The sequence below is a fragment of the Streptomyces parvus genome, from assembly GCF_014648875.1.
Taxonomy (GTDB): domain Bacteria; phylum Actinomycetota; class Actinomycetes; order Streptomycetales; family Streptomycetaceae; genus Streptomyces; species Streptomyces parvus.
This window is the reverse complement of record NZ_BMRY01000005.1, coordinates 352,039-372,140: the sequence shown is the minus strand read 5'-3', so window position 1 is coordinate 372,140 and position 20,102 is coordinate 352,039. Positions and strand designations below refer to the sequence as shown.

Sequence of the window (20,102 nt, the reverse complement as noted above, 5' to 3'; positions counted from 1 at the left end):
GCGCAGGCAATCGCGTGCCTCTGTCGAGCGTAGGGCGGAGGCCGTGACGATGGAGGCACGAACCGTAATCGCCACCCGTCAGGGTCACGCACCCCCCACGCGCAAAGGACGCCGACATGACCGACGCCGACACCTCGCAACTCCGCCTCCTCCCCTGGAGGTCCCCCGAAGGCAAGCCCTGCTACCTCAGTACCGGCGACCCGAACAGCAGGCTCTCCCGGTTCGCCGACGACATGGAGGAGGAGCAGATCGAGTGCGGCAACGTCGTACTCGAAGGCGCGCAGGAAGTGCTGGCGGACCAGGTGGCCGGCGAGGTCGCCGTACGGTTCGCGCTGACACAGGCCGTGTTGTCCCTGCGGGACGTGCTGCTCGTCGCGCACAGCCGGGGGCTGCGGCTGCCGGATCCCGGGGGCCGCTGACAGACTGACACCATGTCGCCGTCCAGCCCCCGCCGCCTCTCCCTCCAGCAGATCGTCGAAGGCCAGCGCCGCGCCGCATTCGTCGGGCGAGAGACCGAACTGGCACTGTTCCGAGGCAACTTCACGGTGCCGCCCGAGGACCCCCGGCACCGGTTCGTCTTTCACGTGCGGGGCAACGCCGGGGTCGGCAAGACCTCGCTGGTGCGTGAATGGCGGCAGGCGGCAGGAGAGTTCGGGGCGCTGGTCGCGTCGGCCGACGAGAGCGCCGACTCCGTGCCGGACGTACTCGGCGCCATCGCCGCGCAGTTCGCCGAGCAGGGGCATCCGCTCAAGGCGCTCGACCGGCTGCTCGCCACCCACCGGCGCGCGCTGCACGAGGCGGCCGGCCGGCTCGCGGCGGACAACGAGGCGGCGGCCGGGGTTCCTTCGCCCGGGGCGCTCGCCGCCGCGCAGGCCGGGCTGCTCGCGGCCGGGGCGATACCGGTCGTCGGGGCGCTGGCCGGGGGCATCGACCCGGCGGTCGTGGCGCGCGGCGCGGGCGGGCTGCGGGCGGTGTTCGGCGGGCGGGCCCGGCAGTTGGAGGAGGCCCGGCTGCTGGCGGAACCGGTCCAGGTCCTCACCCCGGTGTTCGTCGCCGAGCTCGACCGGGTCGCGGACGCCGTGCCCTGGATCGCCCTGTTCCTGGACACCTACGAGCGCACCGCCCCCCAGCTGGACCGGTGGCTGGCGGACCTGCTGACCCCCGGGCGGTACGGCGAACTGCCCGCCAACCTCGTCCTCACCCTGGCCGGCCAGCGCCGCCTCGACCCCGCGCACTGGGGCGACCGGGGCCGGCTGGTCGCGGACGTGCCGCTGGGGCCGTTCACGGAGGAGGAGGCGCGCCAACTCCTCAACGGGCGTGGGGTGGTGGCGGAGCCCGCCGTACGGGAAGTGCTGCGGCTATCCGGCGGGCTGCCGGTCCTGGTGTCGACGCTCGCCGCCAACCCCGGCGCGGCCGGTGAGGCGAACGCGACCGCCGTCGAACGCTTCCTGGCGGGGGAGAGCGACCCGGCCCGCCGGGCGGCCGCACTCGCCTGCGCGCTGCCCCGCCGGTTCGACGAGGACCTGGTCGCCGTCGCCGTACCGCAGGACGGGCCGCACGATGTGCCGGGGCTCTACGACTGGCTGCTCGAACTGCCCTTCGTCGCCGAGCCGTACAGCGGACGCTCCCGCTACCACGCCGTCGTCCGGGCCCCCATGCTCCGGCTCCAGCGCACCGGATCCCCCCGGCGCTGGAAGACGGCGCACGACCGGCTGGCCGAGGCCTTCGCGGCGCGCCGGGACGCGGCTGCCGAGGGGGTCGACCCGGAACGGCTCTGGGCCGAGCAGCCCTGGCGCCGGGCGGCCCTGGACGTGCTGTACCACCGGCTGTGCGCCCGCCCGCGCACCGCGCTGCCCGAGGCCCTGCGCGCCGGGATCGAACTGCTCTCCCAGCGGCCGTCCCGCGCCCGGCACTGGGCCCGGACCCTGGTGGACGCGGGCGAGGACGCCGACGACGCCGTACTGCGGGAGTGGGGCCGGGACCTGCTCGCCGCCATAACCGACCACGGCCCCCGCCCCACCGCCGCCCTCGGGCTCCTGCTGACCCGGGCCGAGCTGACCGACCGGGACCGGGCGGCCGCCCTCGTGGCGCGGGCCTGGGACCGGTTCCGGGCCGGGGAGCTGGACGCCGCGCTCTCCGACCACGGGCGGGCCGTCGCCGTGGACCCGCGCAGCGAACGCGCCCACCAGGGCCGGGCGGTGATCCTGCGGTCGCTCGGCCGCCACGAGGAAGCCCTCGCCGACCTGGACCGGGCCGAGGAGATCGCGCCCGCCTGGGCCTGGGCGGTGCGGGAGCGGGGCGAGACGTACCGGCGGATGGGCCGCCTGGAGGAGGCCCTGACCGTCCTGGACCGGGCGCACGCCCTGGACCCGTCCGACGCCGTGCCGCTGGGCAGCCGGGGACTGGTCCGCCATGCCCTGGGCCGGCACGAGGAGGCGCTCGACGACTTCGACCGGGCGGTCGCCCTGTGGCCGGAGTACGCCTGGGCGCTGGTGCGGCGGTCCCGGGTCCGCACGGTCCTGGGCGACCCGGTGGGCGCCCTCGCCGACCTGGACCGGGCCGAGGAGCTGAACCCCGGGCGGCCCGGGACGGAGGGGGAGCGGGGCGAGGTGTACCGGGCGACGGGCCGGTACGAGGAGGCCGTCGCCTGCTACGGACGGGCGCTGGCCCTGGACCCCGAGTACGCCTGGGCCCACGGCAGCAGGGCCATCGCCCTGGAGGCCCTGGGGCGGCTGCCGGAGGCGCGGGCGGACCTGGACCGGGCGCTGGAGCTGGACCCGGAGTATGCGTGGGCCCGGGCGCAGCGGGAGCGGCTGGGGGCCCGCACGGGGCAGTAGGTTCGCGGGTATGCGTGATGTGCGAGTGGTGCTGATCGGCGGGACCTCGAACAGCGGGAAGTCGACCGTCGCCGAGGCGGTGGCGGAGCGGCTCGGGTTCGAGCACCGCTCCACGGACGGCCTGGCCCGGCACCCGGGACGACCTTGGCGGACCCCGGAGCGCGAGGTGCCACCCCATGTCGCCGAGCACTACGGGACCTTGACCACCGACGAGCTCATCGCCTCCGTCCTCGCCCACTACGAACGGCTCTGGCCGCGTATCGAGGAGCTGATCACCGACCACGCGCAGGCCGGCTCGCCGGGGCTGGTCCTGGAGGGCTCGGCGCTGTGGCCCGAGCGCGTCGCCCCGCTGACGGCGCCCCGTACGGCCGCTGTGTGGCTCACCGCCGACGCCACGGTCGTACACGACCGGGTGCGGGCGGCGGGGCGGTACAAGGAAGCGACGGAGGAGGAGCGGCTGCTCATCGACCGGTTCCTGGCCCGTACCGATCGCTACCAGGCGCTGATGGTGGACGCCGTCGACGCGCTCGGCCTGGACCGGATCGACACCGGCGGCGGACGAACGGTGGCGGAGCTGGCCGACGCCGTGCTGGCGGCAGTCGAGGGCCGATCACGCCCCGGAAGTGGAGGTGGTGCCGGGGGCGGCGTCTTCGTCGCGGATGAGGAGACGCGCGATCTGGGCGGCCCCATCACGCGTGCGGACGTGCGCCGGATCATGGCCGAGGGGGCCCGGGGCGAGGAGCGGGCCTGAGGGCATGTCCGCCCCACCGCTCAAAAACGACCTCAAGGACGTCCGTCGACATACCCGTACGTACCCCGGCCGCCCCCTCTACCGCCCGTTCCTGTTCGATTACAGTGCTTGCGCGGTCGCCCGCAGGGGCCCGCGCGCAGGCGAGCACGTGGTGCCGGGAGCGGTGACGGGAGGGGGCGGGGTGAGCACAGGGACCACGGCGGTCTGGGGACGGGCCGAGCAGCAGGACTTCCGCAGCCGGGTCCGCGGGGCCCTGCTCGGCGGGGCCGTCGGGGACGCGCTCGGGGCCGGGGTCAGCGGGCTCGTGCTGGAGGAGATCCGCGCCGCCCACGGGGTCGAAGGGGTCGCCGACTACGTACCCGCGCACGGCAGACGCGGCGCCGTCACCGCCCTCACCCAGCTCACCCTGTTCACCGTCGACGGGCTGATCCGCGCCCAGGTCCGCCGCGACACCGGGGCCTGGCACCCGCCCACCGATGTGCACCGGGCCCATCTGCGCTGGGCCGCCACCCAGCACGACTGGGGGCCCGACGAACGGCGCGAGGACAACGGCTGGCTGGCCGCCGAGGAGTGGCTCTACGCCCGCCGCGATCCCGCCCGGGAATGCCTGTCCGGTTTCGGCGACACCGTCATGGGCACCCTCGACCGGCCGAAGAACCCCGCCGCCCGGGACGCGGGCGCGCTCACCCGGTCCGCGCCCTTCGGGCTCCTCGTCGGCTGGGAGCCGGGGCTCGTGCTCCAGTTGGCCGTCGAGTGCGCGGCCCAGTCCCACGGCCACCCCGCCGCCCAGCTGTCCGCCGGAGCCTTCGCCGTACTCGTACACGGTCTCGCGCGCGGCGAGAGCCTGGACGGGGCGGTGCAGAACACGCTGAGCCTGCTCGCCGAACGCCCCGGGCACGAGCCGGTGACCGAGGCGCTGCGGCAGGCGCTGGGCTCGGTGCGCCAGGGCATCCCGGGGCCGGCGCTGATCGAGGCCCTGGGTGCGAGCGACGCCGCCGAGGAGGTCCTCGCCGTCGCCGTGTACTGCGCGCTGGTCAGCGAGGACATCCGGCACGGGCTGCGGCTCGCGGTGAACCACAGCGGGCCCTCCCGCGCCACCGGGTCGGTCTGCGGGGCGCTGCTGGGCGCTCTGCACGGGGAGACCGCGCTGCCGCCGGCCTGGCTCGCGGAGCTGGAGGGGCGGGCCACCCTCCTCGAACTGGCCGATGACTTCGCGATGGAGATGACCCAGGGCCCCGCCCTGCACAGCCCGGCCGCCGTCGCCCCGGGCTGGCTGGCCCGCTACCCGCGCGGCTGAGGGGCGGGGCGTCGGGTCCATCCGCGCGGCTGAGGGGCGGGGCCGGGGTCATCCGCGCGGCTGAGGCGCGGGGGTCGGGCCGCCGTCCTGGGCGGGGACGGCCGCGGACGCCCCCGTACCGCCTCCGCCGTCCTCGTCCCCTTCACCCTCGTTGATCCGGGCCAGGACCGCGTCCCGCTCCGGGGTGTCCTCCGGCTTCACGAAGCCGATCAGCACGTACAGCACGAGCGAGACCGCCAGCGGTACGGACACCTGGTACTGGAGCGGCACCCCGCCCTCGACCGCCCAGTTGACCGGGTAGTTGACCAGCCAGAACGCGATCAGCCCCGCCGCCCAGCTGACCAGCGCCGCCGTCGGACCGGACTTCCGGAACGGGCGCAGCAGGCCCAGCATGAACGGGATCGCGATCGGGCCCATCAGTCCGGCGACCCACTTGATCACGACGGTGATGATGTCCTTGAAGGTCGGCGAGTTGACCTGGGTCGCGATGGCCATGGAGAGCGCCAGGAAGGCCACCGTGGTCCAGCGGGCCGCGATCAGCCCGGCCCGCTCGCTCCAGCCGCGCGCCGCCTTCGAGAGGACCGGGGCGATGTCCCGGGTGAAGACGGCGGCGATGGCGTTGGCGTCCGACGAGCACATGGCCATCGTGTGGGAGAAGAAGCCGACGATGACCAGGCCCAACAGCCCGTGCGGAAGCAGCTGTTCGGTCATCAGGGCGTAGCTGTCCGAGGCGTCCGGCTTCTGCGCGTCGACCAGCAGCGGCGCGCACCACATCGGGAAGAACAGGACCAGCGGCCAGACGAACCACAGCACCGCCGAGAGCCGCGCCGAACGGGTCGCGGAGGCGGCGGAGTCGGTCGCCATGTACCGCTGGGCCTGGTTCCACATGCCGCCGTTGTACTCGAAGGTCTTGATGAAGAGGAACGCCAGCAGGAAGGTCACCGTGTACGGTCCGGCGGTCGGCTCCGCGTGCCCGTCGGGGAGCTTGTCCCAGACCGTCCACAGGGTGGAGAAGCCGTCGAGCTCGCTCATCACGGCGAAGAGCATCGCCAGTCCGGCGAACAACTGGATGATGAACTGGCCCAGTTCGGTGAGCGCGTCCGCCCACAGACCGCCGACCGTGCAGTAGATCCCGGTGACGACCCCGGTGATCAGGATGCCCTGGGAGATGGACAGGCCGGTGAAGACGGACAACAGGGTGGCGATGGCAGCCCACTTGGCTCCGACGTCCACGATCTTCAGCAGCAATCCCGACCAGGCGAGCGCCTGTTGGGTCCGGATGTCGTAGCGGTTCTTGAGGTACTCCAGCGGCGAGGCGACCCGGAGCCGTGAGCGCAGCCGGTTCAGCCGGGGCGCGAAGAGCTTCGCGCCGATGAAGATGCCGATGGCGATCGGCAGCGACCAGGTCACGAAGGACGTGACCCCGTACTGGTACGCGATGCCGGCGTAGCCGGTGAACATCACCGCGCTGTAGCCGGACATGTGGTGCGAGATGCCCGACAGCCACCACGGCATCTTGCCGCCGGCCGTGAAGAAGTCGCTGACGTTGTCGACGCGCTTGTGCGACCAGAGTCCGATCGCGACCATCACGCCGAAGTAGCCGATGAGTACAGCCCAGTCGAGACTGTTCATGTCCCCCTCCAGGGGTCCGCCTTGTGAACGGGTACGCACTTCGCCGGTACGGCCGTTCAGCGGCGTCCCCGTGCGGGAGCGGGGACTTCGGGGATTGAACCCCCTGCGAGGGGTCACGGTCAAGGCCGCCATTGGTCATAGATGTGAACGTGAATCAACAAGGCGAACGATTTTACTTGTTCTTGACCTTGTGAGGCGTTGTCGTGAACGTGACGGCGGCCACACGATGAGCGGGCACTTCGTCAGGCTGTGCAGAGAACGTCAGGAGCGCACGAGAGCGCGCGAAGGCCGCACGGGATGCGGGTCCCGTGCGGCCGAGAAGTCGAGAGGGAGGGTGCCGCGTGTACGGATACGGATGGGGATGCGGGTCCGTCAGCGCATCAGCTCACCCGCGTTGACCAGCAGCGACTGGCCGGTGATCGCCCGGGCCCGGTCGGAGGCCATGAAGACGACAGCCTCCGCCACGTCCCCGTCCGTGGCCGGCTCGGGCAGCGCCATCCGCTTGGTGAGCCGGGCCAGCACCTCGGACTCCGGTACGCCCTCGGAGTCCGCGGTGAACCGGACGTACGCCTGCACCGGCGGCCCCCACATCCAGCCCGGCAGTACCGTGTTGACCCGGATCCGGTCCGGGCCCAGCTCCTGCGCCAGCGAGTACACCGCCGAGGTGAGCGCACCCTTGGATGCCGCGTACGCAGCCTGCCGCACCTGGGAGGGCGCGGCCACCGCGGACTGCGTGCCGATCACCACCACCGAGCCGCCCCGCTCCTTGAGCGCGGGCAGACAGGCCCGGGTCATCCGCAGCGTCCCCAGCAGGTTCACGTCGATGACCGACTGCCAGGTGGCGAAGTCCGCGTCCTGGAGCCCGCCGAAGTAGCTGTCCCAGGCGGCGACATGGACCACCGCGTCGATCCTCCCGAACCGCTCCACCGCCAGCGCGGCCAGCGCCTCGCACTGCGCCTCGTCCGTGATGTCGGTGGGTGCGAAGGCCGTACTGCCGCCTTCCGGGTCGATCTCGGCCGCCGACCTGGCCAGATTCGCCGCCGTACGCGCCCCGAGCACCACACGTCCGCCGTCCCGGACGACGGCCTCCGCGACCCGGTGCCCGAGCCCCGGCCCGACGCCCGAGACGATGACGGTCTTCCCCGCGAGCAACATCGGCGCCTCCCGGCTCTGGCAGTTCATCTGACGGTCCGTCAGGGTAGAGGGGGCCGGTATCCGATGGAAGGGGAAGGGAGTCCCGATGACCGAAGACGCCGGAACGGGGAGGCGGCCCGCCGGAACGGGGGAGGGGCCTGCCGGAACGGGGAGCGAGCGGTACGCGGAACTGGCGGGGACCGGGCCGTACGGGGTCCGCCCCGGGCACGCGCTGATCACCCTGGTCGAACCGCATCCGGGCCATGAGTACGCGTACAACCGCTGGTACGAGGACGACCACTACTACGCGGGCGCAACCGCCATGCCGTGGATGTTCGCCGGACGCCGCTGGGTGGCCACCAAGGACCTCCAGGAGCTGCGCTACCCGGAGAAGTCCGCGGTGGCCCGGCCCGTCGGCACGGGGTGCTATCTGTCGACGTACTGGGTGACCGAGGGGCGCTACGACGAACACATGAAGTGGACCGTCGCCATCAACAAGCGGCTCAACCGGGACGGCCGGGTCTACCAGGACCGGACCCACGTCTTCACCGCGTTCCAGGACCACGAGGCCACCGTCTACCGCGACGGGGCCGCCGGACCCCGGGACTTCCACGCCCTCGACCACCCCTACGCGGGCCTCGTCCTCCAGGTTATCGACGCCGAAGGGCCTGGGCAGCGGGCGGAGTTGCTGGAATGGCTGCGTTCACGCCATCTCCCGAAGCGGCTGAAGGGGTCGCCCGCGGCGATGGTCACGGTGTTCCGGCCGACGCCTCTGCCCGGTGACCGGATGACGTATGTGAAGCAGGTCGAGGGGGTCGACACCCGGCTGACGCTGCTGTGGTTCCTCCAGGAGGACCCGCGGACCTGCTGGGACGAGCACTTCACCGGCCTCGACGCGGCGGTCGCGGAGGCCGGTTCAGGGCGGGTCGAGCTGGTCGCCCCGTTCGTGCCGACCGTGCCGGGGACGGACCGCTACGTCGACCGGCTGCGGTGACACCGGATACATGCCGAGCCCCCTCGGCCAGGACGGCGAACCGGTCGAGAGGGCTCCATCAGGTGGTGCTGTGTGCTGCGAACGGTGCTGCGTGAACGGTGGTACGTGAACGCTGCCGGCCGGTCAGGCGTTGATCGAGCCCGTGGCGACATCGCGCACGAACGTGTTCCACGCACCGGGGACGAAGGTGAGCGAGGGGCCCTCGGGGGCCTTCGAGTCGCGTACGGCGATGGACAGAGCGACCGGGGACTTGACCTCGACGCACGCGCCGTTGCCGCCGGAGTACGACGACTTCGTCCACTGGTCCGTAGCACCCTGAAGAATTGCCATGTTCACTCCGGTTCAGAGAGTTGGGGGAGTCGCACCAACCTGATTCCGATTGGCGTGATCGACGCTACTCGCCAAGCCTCGTCCATGAGATGGCCGTTCACTCGACCGGATGGTCTTTCCTCGGTAGATCTTCTGCTGTGAGTGGGCGACGGTGTACCATCCCGCCGCCGCTCACTCCACTGTCCGGATTCAGCTGGTGTACGACTTGGCGATCCTGCTGATGAACTCCCGGGTCTGCTCCACGTTCAGCGCCTGCGCCCGCAGATGCTCGTACATCACGCTGTAGCGCTGCACGTCGTTCGCCTTCTCCAGATAGAGATCGCTGGTGACGCCCTCGATGTAGACGACGCTGGAGTCCGCGGCGTCCGGGAACTCCAGGATCGCGTACTGGCCGTTGATGCCCGGATGCGCGCCCATCTCGAACGGCAGGACCTGCACGGTGACATGCGGCAGATGCGACTGCTCGACGAGGTGTTCCAGCTGGTCGATCATCACCTGCTTGTCGCCGACCACCCGGCGCAGCGCGGACTCGTCGATCACGGCCCACAGCCGCAGCGGATTCTCCGGCGCGTTGACCCGGTCCTGCCGCCGCGACCGTACGTTGACGCGCTTCTCGATGTCCGACGGCGGGGCCTCCGGCAGCGCGCCGCTGATCAGCGCCTCGGCGTACGCCCGGGTCTGGAGCAGCCCCGGGACCATCTGGGGTTCGTACACCCGCAGCGACTCCGCGTCGGTCTCCAGACCGATGTAGACGCTGTACGGAATGTCGCCGAAGGCGTGCCACCAGCCCTGCTGGCGCGAATCCTTCGCCATCTGCATCAGCGAGTCGACGATGCGGACGTCCTCGACCTCGTACACCCCGCAGAGATCACGCACATCGCGCTGGCTGATGGAACGGCGGCCGTTCTCCAGGCGGCTGATCTTCGACTGCGAGACCAGCAGCCGCTCAGCCACTTCCTCGGCCGTCATGCCTTTGAGTTCGCGCAGGCGGCGCAATTCCTGGCCCAACCTGCGTCGCCTGACAGTGGGATTGACGTTGGACGGCACGGGAACGGCACCTCCGGCTATGTAGCTGTGCGTATCTACTGCTCAGCAGATTGCCACCCCTTGCCCCGGCCGCGCTGGGAAACGGCCACAAGCGGAGCACGGGGGCGCACGCATCGGTGCGCGGGGCGGCGCGCAAGCGCACGGGGCAGCCGGTGGTGGTGACTACCGGCTGCCCCGTGCGTGGTGCGGCTCCCGGACCGGGTCGGTGACGACTGACGACGGTACGGCGGTGTGCTGTTCTCGCGGTGCGTTCTCTCGCGGCGCGCTGGTGCGCCAGGTCCGTGCGGTCAGCTCGCGGCGGTGTGCGCCATGCTCCCGCGCCGGGCCTGTGCTTGCGGCTGCAACGGAACGCCCGCTGCCTGCTGCGAACGGCGTGGCTGGACCGCCACTCCGTTCTGGACGTCCATCACGGCGTGCGCCACGAGTCCGCCCATCGGGTCGTGCCTGATCAGGTCCCGGAGCCGGGAGCGCGACGAGCGCCCCTCGTTCCCGGGGTACAGGTGCTTGCCGAGTCCGACCGCGTGGGCCAGCGCGGCGAGCGCCGCGGTCCGCGGGTCCGGCGGTACGCCGGTGCGGATCGCCGTGTCCAGCCGGTTCCTGATGTCCCGGCTGATCGCCGTGTCCGTCGCCTGGTAGCGAGTCGTCGGCAGCACCCCGCACATCTGGCCCGCCACGGCATGAACCATGCCGCACCGCTCCAGATGGGCGAGATAGATCTGACGCAGCCCCAGCCGGGGCCCGCCGATCCAGTGGACCGCCCGGACCGGGCTGCCACGACGGCGCAGCAGCTCCAGTGCGGAGTCCAGAGTCGGATCTCCTGTCGGCCGTGGCATCACCACGGCGATACGATCCCCGTCAGGGGCTATCCGTCCTGCCAGAGCCAGCTCCACTAGCTGTGCCCCGGCCAGGCCGAGGTCGAGCGACTGCGGCTGCGCTGTGGTACCCGTGGTCGGGTCCAGAGCGAGCAACAGAAGCTCCTCCGGGATTGTTCTGCGGCTCCTGCCCATCCATGCCTCCCCGCGTGGATGTCTGACAGGGTGACCCCTCTCACATTCATCTGTCGAGAGCGCCTGGTCGCTTTGTGCGGGAACCAGTAGGTATGTCGTTCTCGTCTAGCAGCTCGGCCAGGGGTTCACACGGGACACTGGTTGATGGTTCGGACAGCGCGGGGTGGCCCCGCAGCGCATGAGGAGGCATCGGTGGCGGGCGAGTCCCCCGACAAAACGGAGCAGCGGAAGTCGTCGGGGACGGCTGCGGAGGAACGGGACCCGCGCTTCGCCGTGTTCCGTGACCCCGGCGCGGCCACGGGCACGGATGCGGACGCTGACGCCGGTACGGATGAGGGTGCGGACGCGCGCACGGGTACGGGTGCGGACTCGGGAGCCATGTCCGACACGGCGACCGCGGTGTTCCGCCCCCGGCTGCCGGAGGACGCTGCCCGGCGTGAGCCGGAGGCGGAGAGCGACGTCGAGCCTGACGCCGAGCCCGAGAGCGCGCCTGTGACGGCCTCTGCGGCCTCTGGAGACGCCGACGCGCCTTCGGAGGACTCGGAGGGTGCGGGAGCCCCGGAAGGCCGCACAGGCCCGGACGCGGACGTGGACGCGGAGACCCCCGCCGAAGGATCGGCGGACGAGCCGGAGGCCGGGAAGCCGGAGACCGGGGAAGAGGACGGGGACGGCCGGCTGCGTGCCGCCGTGGCCGCCTGGGTCGACGCCGCGGCCGAGGACAAGCCGAAGGCGGAGGACGCGGAGGAGCCTGAGGCCGCCGAGGCCGCCGAGGCCGAGCCCGCGGCGAAGGCGGATCCCGAGCCGGAGGCGAAGGCCGAGCAGGACGACGAGCCGAAGCCCGAGCCGAAGGCCGCGGAGAAGCCGAAGGCCGGCGCCGAGCCGGACAAGGCGTCCGACGCCGAAGCCGAAGCCGAGCCGGACAAGGCGCCCGAAGCCGACGCCGCCGCTGACGCCGATGCCGAAACGGACTCCGACTCCAAGCCCGCCCCGGCCCCCGCCGCCGACCCCGAGCCGGCTGCCGACGAAGCCTCCGACCTGCGAGGAATCGATCAGCCCACCGCTATTTTCAAGGCGGTCAAGCCGGCCGACCGGGTCGACCAGGCGACGACGGCGCTGAAGCTCCCGCCCCGCGAGGACAAGCCCGGGGACAAGTCCCAGGACAAGCCCGAGGGCGGCGCCGAGACCAAGCCCGAGGCCGACGCCGAGCGCACGAGCACCTTCGTACCGCTGCGCTCCGACGACGTACGGACCGCCCCCGCGCCCCGCAAGCCGGAGCCCGAGGCCGCGGCCGGGTCCGTGGCCGGGCCCGAGGCGCCCGCGCGTACCCCGGAGGCAGGCTCCGCCGCCGCCCCGTCCTGGGCGACGGCCGAGCGGACCCGGCAGCAGCCGCTGCCGCCGAAGCCGCCGCTCGACCTGCTCGCCGAGCTGACGAACACCCCGCCGCCGCCGGAGACCCCGGTCCGGACCGCCGTCCGACGGGTCAAGATCTGGACCCCGCTGGTGCTCCTCCTGCTGATCGTCTTTGCGATCGTGCAGGTGATGCGCCCGCTCCCGGAGCCCTCCCTGGAGCTCACGGCGAAGCCGTCGTACACCTTCGAGGGCGGCGGGACGGAGCTGTCCTGGCCGGGCCAGGGGCAGTCGGCCGTGATGGTCGACGGCGTCGGGTCGCTCGGTTCCGAGGGTGCGCAGAAGCCGGCCCCGATCGCCAGCGTCGCGAAGGTCATGACCGCCTACGTGATCCTCCAGGAGCACCCCCTCAAGGGCGACGAGGAGGGCGAGAAGATCACCGTCGACCAGCAGGCCGAGGACGAGTCCAAGCGGCCCGACGAGTCGACGGCCCCGCTGACCAAGGGGCAGGAGCTCACCCAGCGCCAGCTGCTCCAACTGCTGATGATCCCCTCGGGGAACAACGCGGCGCGGCTGCTCGCCCGCTGGGACGCCGGTTCCGAGGACGCCTTCATCGACAAGATGAACGACGCGGCCGAGGAGCTCGGGATGGGCGGGTCGACGTACACGGACCCGAGCGGGCTGAAGAAGACCACCGTCTCCACGGCCACCGACCAGCTGAAGCTGGCGCAGGCCGTCATGCGCAACGACGTCTTCCGGAAGATCGTGGACATGCCCCAGGTCGAGATCGAGGGCATAGACGGCACGATCTACAACAACAACAATCTCCTGCTCCAGCCGGGCGTGAGCGGCATCAAGACCGGTTCCTCCACCCCGGCGGGCGGCAACCTGCTCTGGTCCGCGAACACCAAGGTCGACGGCAAGATGCTGTGGATCTACGGAGCGGTGATGGGTCAGCAGGCGGGGACCGGCCGGGTCTACGACAGCCTGGAGCTGTCGCTCCAGAACAGCCTGAAGCTGATCAAGGACGCGCAGGAGGCCGCCACCTCGGCGACCGTCGTGAAGAAGGGCGACGTCGTCGGGTACGTGGACAACGGGTTCGGCGGACAGGCCCCGGTGGTCGCCACCAAGAACCTGAAGGCGGTCGGCTGGTCCGGTCTGAAGGTCGAGCTCAAGGTCACGGACAACGGCAAGGGCATCGACCACGCCGCGAAGGCCGGGACCGAGGTCGGCTCGGTGACCGTGGGCACCGGCACCGGCAAGGTCACGGCGCCGGTGGTGCTGCAGAGCGATCTGCCCGAGGCGGCCTTCGGCGACAAGCTGACCCGCATCGGCTGAGAGCCGGAAGGCTGGGCCACCGGAGCGGTGGGGGCGGGCCCCGCACTCCACCGCTCCGGTGGCCGTTTATGACAGAGAAGCGTGCCGAAGGTACGTGTTAGCGTCCCCGGACAACTCAAGGATGCCGGGACGCGTCCTTGAGGACGTACCAAGAGGTACGCAGAGGTACGGGGCCGGCGGAGGACGGGGAGAACCGTAGTGACCACCGCGGAGCCGAAGCCCGGCCGCGAGGCGGACGGGACCACCGGTGCCGGGGGCGACGCCCTGCACGTGCGCGTGCCGTCGCCCCGCCTTCCGGAGTCTCCCGCCGAGGATGCCGCCGCAGCCTCGTCCGAGAACGAGGGCGGGCGCGAGCGCGAGGGCGGGCGCGAGAACGAGGGCAGGCGCGAGGGATCCGCCGAGGCCGTCGTGGCCGCCGAGACGCCGCACGCCCGGGCCCGCCGGCTGCTGCGTCACCCCGTCACCATCGCGACGGCGGCCGCCGCCGTGCTCCACCTCCTCTGGTTCTTCTTCTTCGCCAACACCGGCGGGGACATCGCCGCGCAGGACGCCTGGGCCGAGTTCGTCGGCCGGCACCCCGGCACCGCGTACAACCTGGCCTGGTACGGGGGCATGCACCCCGTCTCGTACAGCGTGGTCTCGCCCTACCTGATGTCGCTGCTCGGCGTCCGGACGACGATGATGATCGTCGGTACGGTCTCCTCCGGGCTGACCGCGCTGATCCTGGTGCGGGTCCCGGCCGTCCGCAATCCGCTGGCCTGCTCGCTCGCCGGGGTCTTCGCGTTCCTGTGCAACGCGCTGTCGGGCCGGGTGACGTTCGGGCTCGGCATGATGTTCGCCGTCGGCGCGGTGGCCGCGGTGTTCTGCTGGCCCTACCGGTGGCGGTACAAGCGGTGGGCCAAGGCCGCCGTCGCCGCCCCGCTCGCCGGGCTCGCTACCGCGTCCAGCCCGGTCGCCGGACTCTTCCTGGGCGTCGTCGCGGCGGCGCTGTTCCTGCACAAACGACGACCCGGCGCGTACGCCATCGGCCTCGCCCCGGTGGCGGTGGTGGGGCTCTCCGCCTGGCTGTTCCCCTTCTCGGGTACGCAGCCGATGTCGCTCGGGACGCTGTCGCTGCCGTTCCTCTTCGCGGTGCTGGTCTTCGTCCTCGTACCGCGCGACTGGAGCACGGTCCGCACCGCCGCCGCCGTCTACGGACTCGGGACGCTCCTCACGTACGTCATCGACTCGCAGATCGGTTCGAACATCACGCGCATGGCGATGCTGTTCGCCGGGGTGGCGCTGCTCGCCGCCCTGCCGTACACCGTGCCGCGCAGCCGCCGCTGGTACGCCCTGGTGCTGGCCTTCGTGGGCCTGAACTTCTGGATCGGCTTCAAGGGCGTCGACGACATCGTCCGGACCGCGCCCGAAGCTTCCTGGAACCGCGAACTGGCCCCGCTGATCAACCAGCTCCAGCAGGTGGAGGCGGAGCGCGGCCGGGTCGAGGTGGTGCCCGCGAGCAGTCACCGCGAATCGTCGGCGCTCGCCCCGTACGTCAACCTGGCGCGCGGCTGGAACCGCCAGGCGGACATGAAGCGCAACCCGCTCTTCTACGACGACACTCTCGACCCGGTGAACTACCGGGAGTGGCTGGACCGCTGGGCCGTGCACTATGTGGTGCTGCCCAAGGACCGGCCGGACAACGGGGCGGTCCAGGAGGCGGAACTGGTCGAACAGGGGCAGCCATACCTGCGCCAGATCTGGGGCGACGCGAACTGGAAGCTCTTCCGGGTGCTGGACCCGGTGCCGCTCGCCGATCCGCCGGCGACGGTGGAGCGGGCGGGCGCGGACGAGCTGACGATCACGGTGAAGTCGGCGGGCCGGGTGCTGATCCGGATCCCGTACACCCGCTGGCTCGCGCTCGTCGACGAGGACGGCAAGAGCGTGGAACGCCCGCTGGAGACCGAGGAGTCCAAGGAACGGTCGCAGCTGGACGACACCGCGCCGAAGACGTATCTCAACACCCACGGCTGCCTGAACAAGGTCGAGGAGGGCCCGTACGGCGACGAGTGGACCGAACTGCTCGCGCCGCGGCCGGGCACGTACCGGCTGGCGGCCCCGTACCAGCTCCAGCCGGGCACACCGTGCCCGGAGGAACTGAGCTGACGGGCCCTCCCCCCTCCCCTTCGGGCCCGTCCCGTGTACGGGCCATCGGGTGCGGGATCTCCCTCTGCGGGCGGCGCCCTGGCAAGGTGTTCTGCCATGAAGTCCACGAGGTGCCAGTACTGCGGCGGCGGGCGCCGGGGACCGCTGCCCGGAATGATCTGCCCCGGCTGCGGGGCGGGGGCGTCCCGTACGGACGGTGTGGACGATTCCTGGGTCGCGCGCGAGACGCTGGCGGGCCGCCTATCCGCGCTGCCGCGCCGGCGCAAGGCCCTGCTTGCGGCAGGCGTCGTGGTGGCCGCCGGAGGCCTGGTCACCGTCGCCTCGCTGCTGGTCCCGGCCGGCGGCGGCAGCCGTACGGACGCGGCGGGCCGGGCGGGCGCGGTCCCTGACCGGATCGGCGGCGCGGCGCCCACGAGGATCGTCCCCGGCCCGGGCACGGAAGCCCCGGGCACCCCGGACGCCCCCGCCCCCTCGTCGAAACCCCCGGCGGGCGGCGGCCGCTTCACGCAGTGGGCGGGCCCCGGCTGTGCGACGGGTACGTACAAGGAGCGCGGCCGTTTCGAGAGCGGTGACGCCGGCTGGTACACGGTCGAGAACGGCGGCTTCGACGGCGACGGGTGCGACGGCCGGTTCAGCGCGATCCCGATGTCGGGGAGCCCGACGGAGGACCGGGGCTCCACGGCCACCTGGTCCTGGCACCTGGGCCGGGGCTTCAGCGAGTGCGCGCTGACCGTCTTCGTCCCCGACAGCGGCCGCCCCCGCGACGCCGCGGGGGAGCCGACCGTCTACCGGGTGCTCTCGGACCCGGACGACGCGGACTCCGCGTACACGGGTTTCGCGGTGCTCCAGACGGAGCACCGGGGGAGCGAGGTCCCGGTGCGCAGCTATCCGGTCAAGGGGGACGTCTTCGCGGTCCAGCTCATCGACCGGGGCCGGGACTGGGGCGACGCGCGGCGGGTCGGCGCGCATCACGCGGCGGCGCAGATGAGGGCGTCCTGCCACTGAGCCCACTACGCGGGCGGCTCGCGGACATGGACCCACCGCCCCACCGGCCTACCGCACGAAGGCACGGTCGTTCGGCAACAGGTCCGTGACGGGTCCGGCGGCACGGAGGACGGTGTCGAGGGCGCGGTCGGGGTCGGCCTCGTAACACCCGCTGGCCCAGGCCGCGTTGGCCTCGATCACGGCCCATCGCCCCTCGGTGTCCCGCCCGACGTCGACGACGACCGCAGAGGGCAGTGCGTCCCCGGCGGCCGCGAGCACTTCGCGCCCGAAGGCGAGCGCGGCAGCGGTCGGCGGCCCGAGCCGGAGCCGGCCGGCCTCGGCGTACTGCGAGGCCGTGTGGACGGCCCCGTCGAGGAGGAAGAGCCGGTACTCGACGGCGAAGGTCATCACGTCGCTCACCAGCACCACGGTGGCCGGGTCCACGGCATCCGGTCCGGGCAGCCGGGACCCGTCCGCGTACACCAGCGCCGAAATGCCCTTTTCGTTCGGCGACTTGACGAAGGCGGGGCGACGCAGCCGGTACGCCTCGCCGATGGGCATCGCCCGGACCTCCCGTTGCGTGAGCGCGCGCGGGAGCCGGGCGAGCCAGTCGGCGGGGGCCTCCAGGAGGGCGATACCGAGCGCGGGGGCGACGACGTCGGCGAAGGTGGGCCCGGCGTGCACATGCACGGCGTGCGCCTCGCCCTCGGCCCCCGCCGCCCACCCCGGTCTCCCCGGCCCCTCGGACACGGCGGAGGCCGCCGCCTCCACGACCCGCAGCCCGCGCCGCAGCGCGGTGGTGCGTAACCTCCGTGCGGAGACGGTGAGTTGGGGCGGAAGTACGAGGGTGCGCGATGGATACGTCATGGCCGCAGATCCTCTCGTACGGATGCGCGGCGCCGCACCGATTTTCGAACGGAGTGACGCGCTGCGGGGACAGGAGGGGGCGGCCCACCGGGAGGTATCGGGTGGAACCGCGCCCGCTGCGTTGTGCGGCCCCGGGGTCACCTGGTTCGATCACCGCATGATCGTTGAACCGTCCCTCGTGCACGGCCTGATCGCCGCCCAGTTCCCGCAGTGGGCGGACCTGCCCGTGGAGGCGGTCGGCGCGAGCGGGACGGCGAACGCGATCTACCGCCTGGGCGCCGACAAGGCCGTACGGCTGCCCCGTACCGAGGGCAGCGCGGCGGACGTGGCGACGGAGCACCGCTGGCTGCCGCGCCTGGCCGGGCAACTGCCGTTCCCGGTACCGCTCCCGCTCGCCCAGGGGGCCCCGGACAAGACGTTCCCCCGCCCCTGGTCGGTCTGCACCTGGCTGGAGGGCACGAACCCGCGTCCCGGCGACGCCGCCTCGTCCTCGGACCTCCTGGCGGCGGACCTGGCGGAGTTCGTGCTGGCGCTCCGCCGGATCGCCCCGGAGGACGCCCCGCCCGCGTACCGCAGTGAGCCCCTGGCCTCCCGCGACGCCGCGACGCGGGAGGCGCTGGCGACCCTGGGCGGGGTGGTGGACGCGGAGGCGGTCGCCGCGGCGTGGAAGGACTCCCTGTCCGCCCCGCCCTTCACGGCCGCCCCCGTCTGGGTGCACGGGGACCTCCAGCCGGGCAACGTCCTGGTCGCGGACGGCCGCCTCGCCGCGGTCATCGACTTCGGCTGCACGGGCCTGGCCGACCCGGCCGTCGACCTGATCGCGGCCTGGTACCTGCTGACGGCGGGGGCCAGGCAGACGTTCCGTACGGCGGTGGCGGCCGACGACGCCACGTGGGCGCGGGGGAGGGGCTGGGCGCTGTCCATCGCCCTGCTGGAGCTGGCCCACTACCGGGAGTCGAACCCGGTGATGGCACGGATCGCGGCGCATGTGATCGGGGAGATCGTCACCTAGCAGGGCCCGATCCCCCGTACGGCCACGGGCGGTGCGGTCGGATCAGGCGGCCTGGAGCACGTCGCACGAGCAGTGACGGAACTCCAGACCGAGTTCGCGGTCCACGGCCGCGCTCGACCGCTTGGCGGCTTCGGTGACCTTCTCCCAGGAGCCGTACTTCAGATAGAGCTGATCCGCCGTCGGACCGAGCGGGTTGCCGTACTTCTTCTCGTTGCGCGCCTCCAGCTCCGCGACCTGCTCCGGGGTCATCCCGGCCCGGACGACGTCCTTGGCGTCGTTGCGCATCTGCACCAGAGCGCGGGCGATGTCCTCCTCCGAACGCCCTTCGGCGCGCATGGCGCACTCCGCACGCTCCATCTCTTCGAGAAGGTCGTGGTAGTGCATCCGCTGATCACGCGCGACCTCGCGCTCCGCCGGGGTCTTGCTCCGGATCAGGCACACGACCGGCTCCGGGCTGGTGCAGTCACCGTCGTCCGGAGCCGCCTGGGAGACGGGGGCGACGATCACCGAACCGCACTCGGCGGACGACCGGCAGGGCTGCGCCACGTGCCCGGCGGCAGCGGCGGACTGGAGGGGCAGGAAGGCGGCCTGGGCGACCAGCAGCGCGGGAATCGCACGGCGGGTCAGGGAGCGCAGAGTGTGGAGTGACATGCGCTCATCGTTCGGCAGGCCGACGCGGAACCGAAGCAGGGCGAGGGCGACATTCCCCCGCGGGCGGCCGACTCCACTCCGTCGAGTGAAGCCGACGGCCGAAGCGCCTTCCTGGAGGGGAACCCCCAGGTCAGCTCGCTTGCATGTGTGCCCCCGGCAGGATTCGAACCTGCGACACCCGCTTTAGGAGAGAGGCCGGGGGATCCTGCCGCTGAGCTGGGGCTTCGATACCTGGTCAGGCTGCCGAGAACTCGACCGTGAGACACCACCGTTGACCGTGACTGACCCCTGCATCTGGCACGACAGTGGCACGAACCTCAGCCGACGACAGTCAGCCACGATGGTGGCTGCGCCGACCGACCACGCACGCGTGTGCCTCGCTGCACCCCCGCCGGCCTCAGCCACGCTACCGGCTTGTGTCGTCGACCAGAGCAAGTTCTGACGACCGATCCGTGACGACGACGTGCGAGCCCTCAGCTTGGGAAGCTTGTGTGCTCCGGTACTGGTTGTCGCGCTGACCTGCGGCTAAGAGGTGCTGGCGTCCTGGTTGACCGCCGACTCGGTGCCCGGTGTTCCCCGTGGGCCCCCGCACGATCTGGCACATTTCCGGCATGACCTCTTCATCCCGAAACAGCTCAACTGGTGCTCGACCAAGCGCTTCGAAGACGCTCTGTGGCTGCGTCCCGTCCTCCTTTTGACTTGTGGCTTCTTCAGCTGAGCTGCTTGCCA

The 20,102-nt window shown here is 72.1% G+C and carries 15 protein-coding genes, 1 tRNA gene and 1 pseudogene; 9 read left to right on the top strand and 8 right to left on the bottom strand.

From position 1 onward, the window contains the following. Positions 1–116: 116 nt before the first annotated feature. The 4 genes and pseudogenes from IE140_RS18470 (at position 117) to IE140_RS18455 (ending at position 4,885) form a co-directional block, all read left to right on the top strand. Positions 117–419, top strand: a complete 303-nt coding sequence (locus IE140_RS18470; protein WP_150193469.1) for a sulfatase — start codon at positions 117–119, stop codon at positions 417–419. A gap of 12 nt (positions 420–431) precedes the next feature. Then, complete coding sequence (locus tag IE140_RS18465; RefSeq protein ID WP_150193470.1) at positions 432–2,837, top strand: tetratricopeptide repeat protein; 2,406 nt, start codon at positions 432–434, stop codon at positions 2,835–2,837. 10 nt (positions 2,838–2,847) lie between these two features. Further along, positions 2,848–3,459, top strand: a pseudogene (locus IE140_RS18460) (AAA family ATPase); the annotation flags it as partial. A gap of 310 nt (positions 3,460–3,769) precedes the next feature. Beyond that, positions 3,770–4,885, top strand: coding sequence for an ADP-ribosylglycohydrolase family protein (locus IE140_RS18455; protein WP_109178970.1), 1,116 nt, complete (start codon positions 3,770–3,772; stop codon positions 4,883–4,885). Positions 4,886–4,933: 48 nt separating this feature from the next. Here the strand turns inward: IE140_RS18455 and IE140_RS18450 are convergent, their stop codons facing one another. Next, positions 4,934–6,517 (bottom strand): sodium:solute symporter family protein, encoded by a 1,584-nt coding sequence (locus IE140_RS18450; RefSeq protein ID WP_093809582.1) that lies wholly within the window; start codon positions 6,515–6,517, stop codon positions 4,934–4,936. A 372-nt stretch (positions 6,518–6,889) separates the two neighbouring features. Beyond that, positions 6,890–7,672 (bottom strand): SDR family oxidoreductase, encoded by a 783-nt coding sequence (locus IE140_RS18445; protein WP_150193475.1) that lies wholly within the window; start codon positions 7,670–7,672, stop codon positions 6,890–6,892. Between the two features lie 85 nt (positions 7,673–7,757). Here IE140_RS18445 and IE140_RS18440 point away from each other — a divergent pair, with 85 nt between their 5' ends. Further along, complete coding sequence (locus tag IE140_RS18440) at positions 7,758–8,645, top strand: hypothetical protein (protein WP_150193471.1); 888 nt, start codon at positions 7,758–7,760, stop codon at positions 8,643–8,645. A 123-nt stretch (positions 8,646–8,768) separates the two neighbouring features. Here the strand turns inward: IE140_RS18440 and IE140_RS18435 are convergent, their stop codons facing one another. The 3 genes from IE140_RS18435 to IE140_RS18425 form a co-directional block, all read right to left on the bottom strand. Continuing rightward, on the bottom strand, positions 8,769–8,975 hold the full coding sequence (locus IE140_RS18435; protein WP_093443867.1) for a DUF397 domain-containing protein: 207 nt from the start codon (positions 8,973–8,975) through the stop codon (positions 8,769–8,771). Between the two features lie 189 nt (positions 8,976–9,164). After that, positions 9,165–10,022, bottom strand: coding sequence for a helix-turn-helix domain-containing protein (locus IE140_RS18430; RefSeq protein WP_088576777.1), 858 nt, complete (start codon positions 10,020–10,022; stop codon positions 9,165–9,167). A 287-nt stretch (positions 10,023–10,309) separates the two neighbouring features. After that, entirely contained in the window at positions 10,310–11,029 is a 720-nt protein-coding gene (locus IE140_RS18425) for a GOLPH3/VPS74 family protein (protein WP_093443869.1), read from the bottom strand. A 192-nt stretch (positions 11,030–11,221) separates the two neighbouring features. Between IE140_RS18425 and IE140_RS18420 the strand changes: the two genes are divergently transcribed. The 3 genes from IE140_RS18420 (at position 11,222) to IE140_RS18410 (ending at position 16,864) form a co-directional block, all read left to right on the top strand. Next, positions 11,222–13,714, top strand: coding sequence for a serine hydrolase (locus IE140_RS18420; protein WP_189460542.1), 2,493 nt, complete (start codon positions 11,222–11,224; stop codon positions 13,712–13,714). 198 nt (positions 13,715–13,912) lie between these two features. Continuing rightward, positions 13,913–15,859: a DUF8823 domain-containing protein gene (locus IE140_RS18415; RefSeq protein WP_093443873.1), complete on the top strand. Its 1,947-nt coding sequence runs from the start codon at positions 13,913–13,915 to the stop codon at positions 15,857–15,859. A 153-nt stretch (positions 15,860–16,012) separates the two neighbouring features. After that, positions 16,013–16,864, top strand: coding sequence for an adhesin (locus IE140_RS18410; RefSeq protein WP_189460571.1), 852 nt, complete (start codon positions 16,013–16,015; stop codon positions 16,862–16,864). A 48-nt stretch (positions 16,865–16,912) separates the two neighbouring features. Here IE140_RS18410 and IE140_RS18405 read toward each other — a convergent pair whose 3' ends face one another. Beyond that, a complete protein-coding gene (locus IE140_RS18405; RefSeq protein WP_189460540.1) occupies positions 16,913–17,710 on the bottom strand; it encodes an ATP-grasp domain-containing protein in 798 nt (265 codons plus the stop codon). Between the two features lie 157 nt (positions 17,711–17,867). Between IE140_RS18405 and IE140_RS18400 the strand changes: the two genes are divergently transcribed. Then, a complete protein-coding gene (locus IE140_RS18400; protein ID WP_093443901.1) occupies positions 17,868–18,722 on the top strand; it encodes an aminoglycoside phosphotransferase family protein in 855 nt (284 codons plus the stop codon). Between the two features lie 42 nt (positions 18,723–18,764). Here IE140_RS18400 and IE140_RS18395 read toward each other — a convergent pair whose 3' ends face one another. Both IE140_RS18395 and IE140_RS18390 read right to left on the bottom strand, forming a co-directional pair. Next, complete coding sequence (locus tag IE140_RS18395; protein ID WP_150196092.1) at positions 18,765–19,373, bottom strand: hypothetical protein; 609 nt, start codon at positions 19,371–19,373, stop codon at positions 18,765–18,767. A 148-nt stretch (positions 19,374–19,521) separates the two neighbouring features. Next, positions 19,522–19,596 (bottom strand) — tRNA-Arg (locus tag IE140_RS18390). Positions 19,597–20,102 lie beyond the last annotated feature (506 nt).

Bases quoted from the DNA above. Each gene is read 5' to 3' on its own strand.
- IE140_RS18450 (WP_093809582.1), bottom strand. From the start codon at position 6,517: ATGAACAGTCTCGACTGGGCTGTACTCATCGGCTACTTCGGCGTGATG.
- IE140_RS18440 (WP_150193471.1), top strand. From the start codon at position 7,758: ATGACCGAAGACGCCGGAACGGGGAGGCGGCCCGCCGGAACGGGGGAG.
- IE140_RS18395 (WP_150196092.1), bottom strand. From the start codon at position 19,373: ATGTCACTCCACACTCTGCGCTCCCTGACCCGCCGTGCGATTCCCGCG.
- IE140_RS18410 (WP_189460571.1), top strand. From the start codon at position 16,013: ATGATCTGCCCCGGCTGCGGGGCGGGGGCGTCCCGTACGGACGGTGTG.
- IE140_RS18435 (WP_093443867.1), bottom strand. From the start codon at position 8,975: ATGGCAATTCTTCAGGGTGCTACGGACCAGTGGACGAAGTCGTCGTAC.
- IE140_RS18465 (WP_150193470.1), top strand. From the start codon at position 432: ATGTCGCCGTCCAGCCCCCGCCGCCTCTCCCTCCAGCAGATCGTCGAA.
- IE140_RS18470 (WP_150193469.1), top strand. From the start codon at position 117: ATGACCGACGCCGACACCTCGCAACTCCGCCTCCTCCCCTGGAGGTCC.
- IE140_RS18400 (WP_093443901.1), top strand. From the start codon at position 17,868: ATGATCGTTGAACCGTCCCTCGTGCACGGCCTGATCGCCGCCCAGTTC.
- IE140_RS18445 (WP_150193475.1), bottom strand. From the start codon at position 7,672: ATGTTGCTCGCGGGGAAGACCGTCATCGTCTCGGGCGTCGGGCCGGGG.
- IE140_RS18425 (WP_093443869.1), bottom strand. From the start codon at position 11,029: ATGGGCAGGAGCCGCAGAACAATCCCGGAGGAGCTTCTGTTGCTCGCT.
- IE140_RS18405 (WP_189460540.1), bottom strand. From the start codon at position 17,710: ATGACGTATCCATCGCGCACCCTCGTACTTCCGCCCCAACTCACCGTC.